Here is an 11,832-nt window from a genome sequence, read left to right as displayed (position 1 = left end):
CGGGCGTTGACCACTTCGCCCGCGCCACAGCGGTGCGCAGCCCTTGTGGCTGCGGGCTCTCCAGGTTTTGGTCTTTTGAGGCTGCAGCGCTCATCTGATAAGCGCGAGTAGCTATCTTTTTGATAGTGTGGGCGGTGGGGCTCACCCCGCGCCACCGTCATGGCACCCACCGGATTTCGGCAGACTGGCCCATCAGAAAGTCCTGGTTCAGCTCGGTCACGCGGCGCAGGTAGTCCCACAGGGCTTTGATGCGGGCCAGTTCGCGCCGCTCGGCCGGGGCCACCAGCCAGAAGTCGCGCGTCACATCCACCACATCGGGCAGCACCGGCACCAGGCCGGGCTCGCGGCAGCCCACACACCGTGATGGCTGCATTTGCAGGGCATAACAATTGCTAATGAATGTTACCCCAGCAGGGGCACCCGGTGGTGCGGAGCGCGTAGCTCACCTATACCTCCGGGCACTTTGCCATTCATTTTCATTTGGAGCCCGTTGCATGAAGAATTCCGTTGCGCGTCGCCGTTTTCCGTTGGCCCTGGCCTTGCTTCCCACACTCGTGGCTGGCGCCCTGTTGTCGGGTTGCAGCAAAGTGCCAGACACGATCAAGATCGGAGTGGCGCAGCCTTTGAGCGGCCCCTTGGGGGCGCTGGGGCAGGACCTGCTCAACGGCGTGAACCTGGCGGTGAAAGAACTGAACCGCGATGGCTTCATGGTCGATGGCAAGCGCGTGCAGCTGGAAGTGGTGTCGGTGGACGACAAGGCCGACGCAGCCACCGGCAAGCAAGTGGCCCAGCAACTGGTGGACGCCGGGGTGGTGGCGGTCATTGGCCACCTCAATTCGGGCGTGAGCATTGAGGCAGCGCCCATCTATGCGGCCAAGGACATCGCCCAGATTGCGATTTCGACCAACCCCAAGTTCACCCAGCTGGGCTTGAACTCCACCTTCCGCATGGTGGCCAACGACACGCTGCAGGCCCGCGCCATTGGCTCGTTTGCCGCCACGCAGCTCAGCGCATCCCGCTATGCCGCGCTGGACGATGGCACGCCCTACGGCAAAGGCCTGACCGATGGTGCCGCCGCCCAGCTCAAGGCCGAAAACAAGGAAGTGGTGGTGCGCAAGTCGTTTGACGACAAGACGGTGGAGTTTGACGCGCTGGCCGGTGAGCTCAAGGCCGCGCGGGTCGAAGTCATCGTCTCCACGCTCAACGACTTCCAGGCGCTGGCCTTGCTCAAAGCCCTGCAAAAGGTGGGCCACACGCAAGTCAAGCTGCTGGGTGGGGACACGGTGAAGACCACCGACATGGCCAAGGGAGCGGGCTTGATTGAGGGGTTGTACGCCACGTCGCCCGTGCTGGAGGCCAAGGAGTTCACCACCGGCAAGCCCTTCCTGGAGAAGTACATCGACGCCTACCAGAAGCCCCCGGCCTATGGCGGCCACTACAGCTACGACAGCACCTATGTGCTGACAGCCGCCATGCAAAAGGCCAAGTCGGCCGAGCCCAAGGACATCATCAAGGCCATGCGCACCATCAACGGCTATGCCCCGGTGATTGGCACCATGAGCTGGGACGAGAAGGGCGAGCAGCGCTACGGCGCCGTCGGCGTGTATGAACTGCGCGGCGGGGCCTGGGAACTGCGCATGCGCTCAGACCCCTGGTAAGCCCGCAGGCGTGAGGGCTGGGGGCGCAGCACCGTGCTGCGCCAGGGCAGGGGTTTTACACTCAGGGCATGAGTCTGCTGATCCTGGGTATTGAATCTTCTTGCGATGAAACGGGCGTGGCGCTGGTGCGTTCTGCCGACACTGGCGTGCCCGTGCTGCTGTCGCACGCATTGCACAGCCAAATTGAAATGCACCAGGCCTATGGCGGCGTGGTGCCCGAGCTGGCCAGCCGCGACCACATCCGCCGCGTGCTGCCGCTGGCCACCCAGGTGCTGACCGATGCCGGCCAAACCCTGGCCGAGGTGGACGTGGTCGCCTACACCCAAGGCCCAGGCTTGGCCGGGGCCCTGCTGGTGGGGGCAGGTGTGGCCTGCGCCCTGGGCGCGGCGCTGGGCAAGCCCGTGCTGGGCGTGCACCACTTGGAGGGGCATTTGCTTTCGCCCTTCTTGAGTGCTGACCCGCCTGAGTTCCCCTTCGTCGCACTGCTGGTGTCGGGCGGCCACACCCAGCTCATGCGGGTGGATGGGGTGGGGCGCTACGAAATTTTGGGCGAAACCATTGACGATGCGGCGGGCGAAGCGTTTGACAAATCTGCCAAGCTCATGGGCCTGGGCTACCCCGGTGGGCCCGCTTTGTCGCGCATGGCGCAGCAGGGTGATGCGGCAGCCTTCAAGCTGCCACGGCCTTTGCTGCACAGCGGCGATCTGGATTTTTCATTCGCGGGGCTCAAGACTGCTGTGCTCACCCAGGCCAAGAAGCTGGGCGACGAGCTAGAAGCCCGCAAGGCCGACCTGGCCGCAAGCACCGAGGCCGCGATTGTGGAAGTGCTGGTGAAGAAAACGCTGGCAGCCCTCAAGCAAACCGGTCTGCAGCGCGTGGTGGTGGCGGGCGGCGTGGGTGCCAACCGGCTGCTGCGCGAACAACTCAACACCGCCTGCAGCAAAGCCCGTGTGCGCGTGCACTACCCCGAACTGCATCTGTGCACCGACAACGGCGCCATGATTGCCATGGCCGCCGCCATGCGCCTGCAGGCGGGGCAGCAACAGGCCAACACCGCCTACGCTTTTGACGTGAAGCCGCGCTGGCCGCTGGATGCCATCACGGCAGCTGTAGCCTGATCTGGCTTGGAGTCCTATTTGCTATTAAAAATATAGCTGCTGGCGCTTGTTTAATAAGCGCTAGAGCCCTAAAAGACTAGTATTGCAACGGCGCTGTGAGCGGCCAGAGGCCCTTCCGCCGGTGGAGGAGGCGTGCATCTCGCAGTGCCCTGTGGAGCGGGTGAAATCAGCACGCACGGCCCCAGCTACAAGCCTGGCGGCGCGGGCCGCTTGATTTCTTTACCTCTGGTTGACACAAGCGCCTTCAGAGCGACAAGGGAAACCGTGACAATGGACTTTGCTGAGAATGATTTGCAAATAGATCCATGAAATCTTCCCCTTTCCAGTCCCCTGTCGCTGCTGGGCGTTGGCCGCGCGGTGTGCCATCTGCCAGTGCTGCGCTGGCTTTGGCCGTGCTGCTGACCGGTTGCAGCACCTTGCAGCCGCCCGATGCGCAGTTGCCGCCCGTGGCAGTGCCTGCAGGCTGGTCAGCGGCTGGGGCAGGGGGCGCCGCCACACCGCTAGTGCAGTGGTGGGAGCGGCTGGGCGACCCCGAACTGACGGTGCTGATCAGCGAGACCCTGGCCGCCAACACTTCGGTGCGCAGTGCCCAGGCGGCACTGCAGCAATCGCGCGCGCTGGTGGACGTGCAGACGGCTGGCACCTTGCCCCGGCTGGGTGCTTCGGGCTCTGCGCAGCGCAGCCGGGCGTCGGGCAGCACCGGCAACAGCTTCAGTGCAGGGTTTGACGCCAGCTGGGAGCCCGATGTGTTTGGCCGCCTGCGGGCCGGTGTGAATGCCTCTGAAGCTGATGCCCGTGCCGCACGGGCCAGCCTGGCCGATGTGCAGGTGTCATTGGCGGCAGAAGTGGCGGTGAATTACATCGAGCTGCGCGGGCTGCAGCAGCGCCTGCAAATTGCGCGCAGCAATCTCGCCAGCCAGCAAGAAACCTTGCAGATTGCACAGTGGCGCCTGCAGGCCGGGTTGACCACCTCGCTGGTGGCCGAACAGGCCCGGGCCGCAGCAGAGCAGACCGCCGCCCAGATACCGGCGTTGCAAAGCAGCCTGGCCCAGTCGCGCCACAGCTTGGCAGTTTTGACGGGGCAGCCACCAGCGGCGCTGAACGCGCGGCTGGATGCCACGGCCATGGTGCCCGTGCCGCCTGACGACCTGGCTTTGGATATTCCGGCCCAGACGTTGCGTCAGCGCCCCGATGTGCGTGCGGCGGAGCACCGCGTGGCAGCCGCCGCAGCGCGCGTGGCGCAGGCCGATGCCGCGCGCTACCCGGATTTTTCGCTCAGCGGCACCCTGGGGCTGAGGGCCTTGACCGTGGGGGCGCTCACGGCGGGCAATGCGGTGACCAGCTCAATCGCTGCGGGTGTAACGGCGGCGTTGTTCGATGGTGGCGCGGCCCGTGCCCAGGTGCGTTCGCAAGAGGCTGCGCTGGAACAGTTGCGGGTGGCGTACGAGGCCACGGTGCTTGCAGCGCTGAAGGACGTGGAAGATGCCCTGGTGGCCTTGCAAGGCAACCGTGAACGGTTGCAGCGCCTGCAGGCCGCAGCCGATGCCGCCGCCAATGCCGCATTGATGGCGCAGCAGCGCTACGCCAGTGGCCTGATTGATTTCGCCACCGTGTTGGAAACCCAGCGCACGCAGCTGTCTGCACAAGACAGTGTGGCGACCACGGTGGCCAGCGTTGCGGCGGACCATGTGCGGCTCTACAAAGCTTTGGGCGGCGGCTGGCAATAGCCAGGCGCTCTTGGCGCCCCTACCGGTGCAGCCTGGTGCGGGCCACGGGCTCTTTATCTTGTTGTTTTGATTCTTGATCCATGAACCATCCTGACACTTCTGTGAAATCTCCAAAGGCTGCGTCGGCACAGGCTGCAGACCTGGCCGGGTTGCTGGGGGCGGCGCCTCGGCGCCGCTGGTGGCAGCGCACCACGCTGTGGATTGGCGTGGCTGCCTTGCTGGTGGCTGCGGGGGGCGTGTATGCCTGGCAGAGCAGCAAGGCGGCCAACGCCGCCCCCAGCTATGTGACGGAAGAAGTGCGCCGCGGCAGCCTCACACTCAGCGTGGCGGCCAACGGCACCTTGCAGCCCACCCGGTCGGTGACGATTGGCAGCGAGCTTTCGGGCACCGTGCGCAACGTGCTGGTCGATGTGAACGACAAGGTCAAGAAGGGCCAGGTGCTGGTGGAACTGGACACCGCCAAGCTCGAAGCGCAGGTGCTGCGCTCGCGTGCATCGCTGGCTGCCGCCCAGGCAAGGCTGGCGCAGGCCGTGGCCACCACCAAAGAGGCCACGGCGGGACTGGCGCGTTTGCAGGAAGTGGCGCGCCTGTCCGGCGGCAAGGTGCCGTCTGCCACCGAACTGGATGCCGGCCAGGCCACGCTGGACCGCGCCAAGGCCGACGAGGCCAGTGCCCGTGCATCGGTCGATGACGCCCGTGCGGCGCTCTCTACCGACGAAACCAATCTCTCGAAGGCATCGATCCGTTCGCCCATCAACGGTGTAGTGCTCACCCGCAGTGTCGAGCCCGGCAACGCCGTGGCCGCATCGCTGCAAGCGGTGACGCTGTTCACGGTGGTGGAAGACCTGACGCGCCTGCGGCTGGATGTGAGCGTGGACGAGGCCGATGTGGGCTCGCTCACCGTGGGGCAAAAGGCCAGCTTCACCGTCAGCGCCTACCCCTCGCGCCGCTACCCGGCCGAGGTCACGCGCGTGTCGTTTGGCTCCACCAAAACTGACAACGTCGTCACCTACATCACCTGGCTGGACGTGGACAACAGCGACCTGAGCCTGCGCCCCGGCATGACGGCAGCGGCCACCATCACCTCCACCGAGCGCAACGACGTGCTGCTGGTGCCCAACACCGCCTTGCGCTTCACCCCCGCCCAGGCGGGCGCCGAGGCGGCTGGCAAGCCTGCCAGCGCCAACCGCGGCATCGTCTCGCAGCTCATGCCCGGCCCGCCACGCAGCTCCAGCCGCAAAACGGCTGGCGGCGGGGGGGCTGGCGCCGGGCAGACGCGCCAGATCTGGCTGCTGCAGGACGGTGTGCCCCAGCCCGTGAGCGTGAAGGTGGGTATCAGCGATGGCCGCATGACCGAGGTGAGTGCCGAGGGCCTGGAGCCTGGCGCGCAGGTGATCACCGACCAGCGCATGGGCAAGGCGGCACCATGACCGCTGCGCAGGCTGAACCAGGGCGCCCGCCAGCCGAGGCGCCCATCATCGAGTTGCGTGGCGTGACCAAGGTGTATGGCGAAGGGGCGCTGGCCTTCCAGGCCCTCAGGGGGGTGGACCTGCGGATTGCGCAGGGCGACTTCGTGGCCATCATGGGCCCCAGCGGGTCGGGCAAATCCACCGCCATGAACACGCTGGGTTGCCTGGACCGGCCCACCACCGGCGAATACCTGTTCAAGGGCGTGCGTGTCGAAGCCCTCTCGCGCGACGAGCGCGCGCTGCTGCGCCGCCGCTATTTCGGCTTTGTGTTTCAGGGCTTCAATCTGCTGGCACGCACCTCGGCGCAAGAGAATGTGGAGTTGCCGCTGCTGTACCGGGGCGAATCTGCGGCCACGCGCAAGGCGGCTGCCGCACGGGCGCTGGAGGCGGTGGGGCTCAAAGGCTGGGAGCATCACACCCCGGCCGAACTCTCGGGCGGGCAACAGCAGCGCGTAGCGATTGCCCGGGCCATCGTGACCGAGCCCGTGGTGCTTCTGGCCGATGAGCCTACCGGCAACCTCGACACCCAACGCAGCCACGAAATCATGGAACTGCTGTGGCGGCTCAATGCCGAGCAGGGCATTACCGTGCTGATGGTGACGCACGAGCCCGATATGGCCGAATACGCGCGCCGGATGGTGCGGTTTGTCGATGGCGTGGTGGATTCGGACACCCTCAACCCTCACCCGGTCGGGCTGCGTGGCAAGCACGCCTCGGTGGTGGCTGCTGACGCCAGCCAGGGAGTCGCGTGATGCTGTTCAACACCATCTTGCTCGCGTTGCGCTCCATCCGGCGCAACCTGATGCGCTCGTTCCTCACCATCCTGGGCATCGTGATCGGGGTGAGCGCGGTGATCACCATGGTGACGCTGGGCAACGGCGCCACCTTGGCTGTGCAGACGCAAATCTCCAGCCTGGGCACCAACCTGCTGCAAGTGCGGCCAGGCCAGCGCATGGGGCCGGGTGGTGGTACCGGCGCGCCGTCATTCAAGGACACCGATGCCGACGCGATTGCGCAGCAGATCGGCGGCATCTTGGCAGTGGCGCCGGAGGCGCGTGCAGGCGCCACGGTGGTGGCCGGCGGGCGCAACTGGACAACCAGCGTGATCGGCAGCACCAATGCCTGGTTGCAGACAGGCAACTGGACGGTTCAGGCCGGAGGCCGCACTTTCACCGACCCCGAACTGCGTGCCGGGGCCGCCGTGTGCCTGATCGGCGAGACCATTCGCAGCGAGCTGTATGGCGGCCGCGACCCGGTGGGCGAACAGCTTCGCGTGAAAGCCTTCTCGTGCGAAGTGGTGGGCGTGCTCGGCTCCAAGGGCCAGGGGGCGTTTGGCAATGACCAGGATGACATGGTGCTCATCCCCCTCAAAACACTGCAGCGACGCGTGACGGGCAACACCCGCGTGAACACGCTGCTGGTGTCCATGCAGGACGGCAGCGACCCCACCCGCGTCAAAAGCGCGCTGACGCAGCTGCTGCGTGAGCTGCGCAAGCTCTCGGACACGGACGAAGACAACTTCAATGTACTCGACACCAAGCAACTGGCCGATACTTTTGCGGGCACCACCAAGGTGATGACCACGCTGCTGGGCGCCGTGGCCGCCGTGAGCCTGCTGGTGGGCGGCATCGGCATCATGAACATCATGCTGGTGAGCGTGACCGAGCGCACCCGCGAGATCGGTCTGCGCCTGGCCATTGGCGCGCTGGAGCGCGAGGTACTGCTGCAGTTTCTGATTGAGGCGGTGGTGCTGGCTGCGCTGGGCGGCCTGGTGGGCATTGTGCTGGCCACCGTGGCATCGCTGGGCCTGGCGCAGGTGATGGGTGTGCCTTACCTGTTCAATCCTGCGGTCAACCTGCTGTCGTTCGTGTTTTCTGCAGGCATCGGCGTGGTGTTTGGCTACTTCCCGGCGCGCCGTGCAGCGCACATGGACCCCATCGACGCCTTGCGCCACGAATAGCCGGGGGGCTGTGATAGCCCTCGGCTGCTGCGGGACAGAACGCAAAAAGGCCGCTTTCGATCGTGAAGAAAGCGGCCTTTTTGACGGCGTGCGCCGTGGTTCAGTGGATGGTCAGCGAGGTGGCTTTGCTGGCGGGCTCAACGCGGGCCAGGGTCAGTGTGAGAACACCGTTTTCAAGCTTGGCAGTGCTGGCGGCGGTGTCAATGTCTTGCGCCAGTTCCCAGGCGCGCTGAACGCTGCGGGGCGCGCCTTCCACGCTTTGCACTTTGACTACATTGCCTTCGATGGTGATGTTCAGTTGCTCGCGTGACAGACCGGGCACATCCAGTTGCAGCGTGGTGTGCTTGTCATCCTGGGTAACGGTGTAGCCCGCTGGCTGACTGGTACCACCAGCGGTTGCCCCCAGCGTGCCCATCAAAAAACGTTGCAAAGCCAGGTCGGCAGAGCGGGGTGTGTGGGTGTAAGCGGCGCGGCGGATGACGGGGGTGAAGAACATGGAGACTCCTATACACTGCGCGGCTCTCGACGTGGTCGCCGCATGCACAGGAGGTGTGTGCGCCGCCGCAGGATTTCAAGGGAAAAATGAGCATGAATAAATTGCAGACTGCGGGCTTGAAATGGCGCCGTGCAGCACTATTTCGGGCTGTTTGTGCCGTCGCCGGCGCAGCAGTGATGGGCTTGGCGCCCGTGGCGTCGGGCTGGGCCCAGACCGCAGCGCCTGCCGCTGCCGCCCCTGCGGGCAAACCCATCAAGGTGGCGCTGATCGAAAGCCTTTCAGGCACCTTTGCCAACACAGGCGAGGCGGTGTTTCGCAACGTGTACTGGGCCATGGAACGTGTGAATGCGCGCGGTGGTGTGGCCTTGCCCGCTGCAGCTGGTGGCAAGCGCCCGCTGGTGCTGGAACGCTACGACAGCAAGGGCCAGAACGAAGAAGCCTTGTCGGCCCTGCGCGCAGCAATTGATGACGGCGCGCAAGTCATCTTGCAGGGCAATTCGTCGGCCACGGCTGCGGTGCTGATCGAAGCCATCAACAAGCACAACGAGCGTGAACCCGGCAAACGCGTGCTGTTCCTGAACTACTCGGCGGTGGACCCGATCCTCACCAACGAAAAGTGCAGCTTCTGGCACTTCCGCTTTGATGCCCACGCCGACATGCGCATGGCCGCGTTGATGGAGGTGATGCGTGAGGACAAAGCCCTCAAGAGCGTGTACCTGATTGGCCAGGACTACAGCTTTGGCCAGGCTGTGCTGCGCGAAGCCAAGAAGCAGTTGGCCGCGCAGCGCCCCGATGTGGCCGTGGTGGGCGACGAGCTGCACCCGGTGGGCCGCGTCAAAGACTTTGCGCCTTACGCCGTCAAGATCAAGAGCAGCGGCGCGCAGGCGGTGGTGACTGGCAACTGGGGCAACGACCTGACCCTGCTGGTGAAAGCCGCCCGCGAGGTGGGCTACGAAGGCAGCTTCTACACCTTCTATGGCAACGCCTTGGGCGCGCCCGCCGCCATGGGTGATGCGGGCATTGGCAAGGTGGTGGCCGTGGCCGACTGGCTGCCCAATGTGCCGGGTGCGCAGAGCGAGGCGTTCTACCAGTCCTTCCGCGAACGCTTTCCCAAGCCGCAGGACGACTATGTGCACATGCGCATGCAGCTCATGATCGAGGCCCTGGCCCAGTCGATGGAGCGGGCCGGCTCCACCGATGTGGTGGCCGTGGCGCGGCAAATGGAAAAGGCCAGCGTGCAACTGGCGGGGCAGGGCGGCACCATGCGTGCTGCCGACCACCAGTTTCAGCAAGCCCTGGCCGTGGGTGTGATGGACAAGAAGGGCGCGCCCGGTGTCAAGTTTGACGTGGAGGGCTCGGGCTACGGCTTTCGCGTGGTGCGGCAGATTCCTGCGGCCAAGGCGCAGCAGCCGCACAGCTGCAACATGCAGCGGCCTTGATAGCGGTGGATCCCGGCAGCCGCCGGGCTCCGCCTTCGTGGCGTGTCAGCGGCTGGAGGCCAAAGTCGCGTTGCGTGCGGCGGCCACTTCGCGCCCCAGCTCAATCACCGCCATGGCGTAGTAGCTGGACCAGTTGTAGCGCGTGATGGCGTAGAAGTTTTCGGTGCCCGCCACGTAGGTGGGCGCATCGCCACCGTTTTCCAGTTCCACCAGGGCCAGCGGGCCAGCGTGTTGGGCGCCCGCCGCATCCAGCAAAGCGCCCTTGGCCTGCATGCTGGTGGCGCTGAAGGTGGGCAGGATGTCGGGGGCCAGCAATTCGTCCATCTTCACCGTGGCGGGGTCGAATTGCACGCTGTAATGCGTGGGCATGCCGGTGGTCCAGCCGTGGCCCTTGAAGTAGTTGGCCACAGAGCCGATGGCGTCCGTGGGGCTCCTGAACAAATCGATGCGGCTGTCGCCATCAAAGTCCACGGCAAACCGGGCCCAGCTGGAAGGCATGAACTGCCCCAGCCCCATTGCGCCCGCGTAGCTGCCGCGCACCTCGAACGGATCGATGTTGGTGCGGTTGGAGAGGCTCAGCCACTGCTCCAGCTCGCGGCGGAAGAATTCGGTGCGCTCTTTGGCGCGCGGGTGGGCCGTGGGGAAGTCGAACGCCAGGGTGGCCAGCGCGTCCATCACGCGGAAGTTGCCCATTTGCTGGCCGTAGATGGTCTCTACCCCGATGATGCCGACGATGATCTCGGCGGGCACACCGTATTCCTGCTCGGCGCGAGCCAGGGCCTCGCGGTGTTCCTGCCAAAACCGCACGCCTGCGCGGATACGGATGGGATCGATGAAGCGGCTGCGGTACACACGCCAGTTCTTGGCCGTGCCTTTGGCGGGCGGCAGCATGAGCTTGGGCACCGAACCCAAGAAGCGTGCCTGGCCCACCGCTTGGCGCACCCATTCCCGGTCCAGCCCCCGGCGCTCTGCCAGGTCGTCGGCAAACTGCATGGCATCGTCGCGCTGGGCATAGGGGGTGCTGCCCTGCACGGCGTTGCTGCGGCTCGCGCTTTGTGAGGGTTTTTGGGGCTTGGCGCTTGCAGGTATTGCGCAAGCAGCTATCAAAGCAGTAGCAAGAAGAACAGTTTTGAACATGCAGTCAGGTCACTGGCCTGGGGTGGATTGGGGCCAAGAAAGGGTGTTGAATTCGCGCCGCAGCGTGCCCAGTTGCTGGGCCGGTTGCGGGGCATAGCGTACCTGCTCCAGCCGCAGCAGCCAGTCGCGGATGCGCTGCACCTGGGCTTGTGTGCTCGGTGCCGCCGCGCCACTGGCCGTGCCCCAATGGGCCTGTACGCGCTGCGCGATGGCGCGTGGGGGCAGGTGATCGGGCAGTGGCAACCCGGCCGCTTCCAGCCGCTTGCGCGTGCGCCCCAGCAGGCGCAGCCACGGGTCATGCTGGCGGCGTTCCCACCAGGTCCACGTGGCGCCACCCAGGGCAGCCATGCCCAGCAGCGATCCGAGGATCGTGGTCAGGTCTTGCCAGCTGGGCGATTCAAACCCCAGTTTCTTCAACAAGTCCATCTGGCTGTTCTGGCTGTAGTTGAGCACCCACTGGTTCCAGCGGTTGTTCACGGCCTCCCATACCGCACGCATTTGCTGAAGTGCGTTCGCGCTGATGACGTTGCCCACGGCCGACGCAATCGCCCCCTGGGGAATGGGCAGGCGCTCAAAAGCACCAACGCGGCCAGGTGCTACGGCGCCCGTGGGGTCCACCCGCACCCAGCCACGCTCGGCGATCCATACCTCCGCCCAGGCATGGGCATCGCTTTGGCGCACGGTCCAGTAGCCATCCAGCGAGTTTTGTCCGCCGCCCTGGTAGCCGGTGACGATGCGCGCAGGCACGTCCATGGCGCGCATCAGCACCACAAAGGCGGAGGCAATGTGTTCGCAAAATCCTTCTTTACGGTCAAACCAGAACTCATC

At 65.4% G+C, this 11,832-nt stretch carries 11 protein-coding genes; 7 read left to right on the top strand and 4 right to left on the bottom strand.

Annotation, left to right across the window (positions count from 1 at the left end):
- Positions 1-157: 157 nt before the first annotated feature.
- Entirely contained in the window at positions 158-373 is a 216-nt protein-coding gene (locus AADJ04_RS15670) for a hypothetical protein (RefSeq protein WP_341240181.1), read from the bottom strand.
- Positions 374-494: 121 nt separating this feature from the next.
- Here AADJ04_RS15670 and AADJ04_RS15665 point away from each other — a divergent pair, with 121 nt between their 5' ends.
- The 6 genes from AADJ04_RS15665 to AADJ04_RS15640 all read left to right on the top strand — a co-directional run bounded on the left by AADJ04_RS15665 (position 495) and on the right by AADJ04_RS15640 (position 7,932).
- A complete protein-coding gene (locus AADJ04_RS15665; protein ID WP_341240180.1) occupies positions 495-1,658 on the top strand; it encodes a branched-chain amino acid ABC transporter substrate-binding protein in 1,164 nt (387 codons plus the stop codon).
- Positions 1,659-1,726: 68 nt separating this feature from the next.
- Entirely contained in the window at positions 1,727-2,776 is a 1,050-nt protein-coding gene (gene tsaD / locus AADJ04_RS15660; protein WP_341240179.1) for a tRNA (adenosine(37)-N6)-threonylcarbamoyltransferase complex transferase subunit TsaD, read from the top strand.
- A 305-nt stretch (positions 2,777-3,081) separates the two neighbouring features.
- The gene (locus AADJ04_RS15655) at positions 3,082-4,503 is read left to right on the top strand and encodes an efflux transporter outer membrane subunit (RefSeq protein ID WP_341240178.1); all 1,422 of its coding nucleotides are present in this window, start codon (positions 3,082-3,084) and stop codon (positions 4,501-4,503) included.
- Between the two features lie 80 nt (positions 4,504-4,583).
- A complete protein-coding gene (locus AADJ04_RS15650) occupies positions 4,584-5,933 on the top strand; it encodes an efflux RND transporter periplasmic adaptor subunit (RefSeq protein WP_341240177.1) in 1,350 nt (449 codons plus the stop codon).
- Positions 5,930-6,724 carry an ABC transporter ATP-binding protein gene (locus AADJ04_RS15645; RefSeq protein ID WP_341240176.1) on the top strand — a complete coding sequence of 265 codons (795 nt, stop codon included), beginning with the start codon at positions 5,930-5,932 and terminating at the stop codon, positions 6,722-6,724. The genes AADJ04_RS15650 and AADJ04_RS15645 overlap by 4 nt, the downstream gene beginning before the upstream one ends.
- Positions 6,724-7,932, top strand: a complete 1,209-nt coding sequence (locus tag AADJ04_RS15640; protein ID WP_341240175.1) for an ABC transporter permease — start codon at positions 6,724-6,726, stop codon at positions 7,930-7,932. Before AADJ04_RS15645 ends, AADJ04_RS15640 begins: the two co-directional genes overlap by 1 nt.
- 100 nt (positions 7,933-8,032) lie before the next feature.
- On the opposite strand, the gene AADJ04_RS15635 is transcribed toward AADJ04_RS15640, so the two are convergent.
- Positions 8,033-8,428 (bottom strand): Hsp20/alpha crystallin family protein, encoded by a 396-nt coding sequence (locus tag AADJ04_RS15635; RefSeq protein ID WP_198846041.1) that lies wholly within the window; start codon positions 8,426-8,428, stop codon positions 8,033-8,035.
- 92 nt (positions 8,429-8,520) lie between these two features.
- Between AADJ04_RS15635 and AADJ04_RS15630 the strand changes: the two genes are divergently transcribed.
- The gene (locus tag AADJ04_RS15630; protein ID WP_341240174.1) at positions 8,521-9,867 is read left to right on the top strand and encodes a branched-chain amino acid ABC transporter substrate-binding protein; all 1,347 of its coding nucleotides are present in this window, start codon (positions 8,521-8,523) and stop codon (positions 9,865-9,867) included.
- 45 nt (positions 9,868-9,912) lie between these two features.
- On the opposite strand, the gene mltB is transcribed toward AADJ04_RS15630, so the two are convergent.
- Positions 9,913-11,004 (bottom strand): lytic murein transglycosylase B, encoded by a 1,092-nt coding sequence (gene mltB, locus AADJ04_RS15625; protein WP_341240173.1) that lies wholly within the window; start codon positions 11,002-11,004, stop codon positions 9,913-9,915.
- A gap of 9 nt (positions 11,005-11,013) precedes the next feature.
- Positions 11,014-11,832: transglutaminase-like domain-containing protein (locus AADJ04_RS15620; RefSeq protein ID WP_341240172.1), on the bottom strand; the 819-nt coding region annotated here is incomplete at its 5' end.

It is taken from the genome of uncultured Acidovorax sp., assembly GCF_964021665.1.
GTDB lineage: Bacteria > Pseudomonadota > Gammaproteobacteria > Burkholderiales > Burkholderiaceae_C > Acidovorax > Acidovorax temperans.
Note: the sequence above shows the minus strand (reverse complement) of the source record. Positions and strands in the feature narration are given on the sequence as shown.

Bases quoted from the DNA above. Each gene is read 5' to 3' on its own strand.
- AADJ04_RS15670 (WP_341240181.1), bottom strand. From the start codon at position 373: ATGCAGCCATCACGGTGTGTGGGCTGCCGCGAGCCCGGCCTGGTGCCG.
- mltB (WP_341240173.1), bottom strand. From the start codon at position 11,004: ATGTTCAAAACTGTTCTTCTTGCTACTGCTTTGATAGCTGCTTGCGCA.
- AADJ04_RS15630 (WP_341240174.1), top strand. From the start codon at position 8,521: ATGAATAAATTGCAGACTGCGGGCTTGAAATGGCGCCGTGCAGCACTA.
- tsaD (WP_341240179.1), top strand. From the start codon at position 1,727: ATGAGTCTGCTGATCCTGGGTATTGAATCTTCTTGCGATGAAACGGGC.
- AADJ04_RS15635 (WP_198846041.1), bottom strand. From the start codon at position 8,428: ATGTTCTTCACCCCCGTCATCCGCCGCGCCGCTTACACCCACACACCC.
- AADJ04_RS15655 (WP_341240178.1), top strand. From the start codon at position 3,082: ATGAAATCTTCCCCTTTCCAGTCCCCTGTCGCTGCTGGGCGTTGGCCG.
- AADJ04_RS15640 (WP_341240175.1), top strand. From the start codon at position 6,724: ATGCTGTTCAACACCATCTTGCTCGCGTTGCGCTCCATCCGGCGCAAC.
- AADJ04_RS15665 (WP_341240180.1), top strand. From the start codon at position 495: ATGAAGAATTCCGTTGCGCGTCGCCGTTTTCCGTTGGCCCTGGCCTTG.
- AADJ04_RS15650 (WP_341240177.1), top strand. From the start codon at position 4,584: ATGAACCATCCTGACACTTCTGTGAAATCTCCAAAGGCTGCGTCGGCA.
- AADJ04_RS15645 (WP_341240176.1), top strand. From the start codon at position 5,930: ATGACCGCTGCGCAGGCTGAACCAGGGCGCCCGCCAGCCGAGGCGCCC.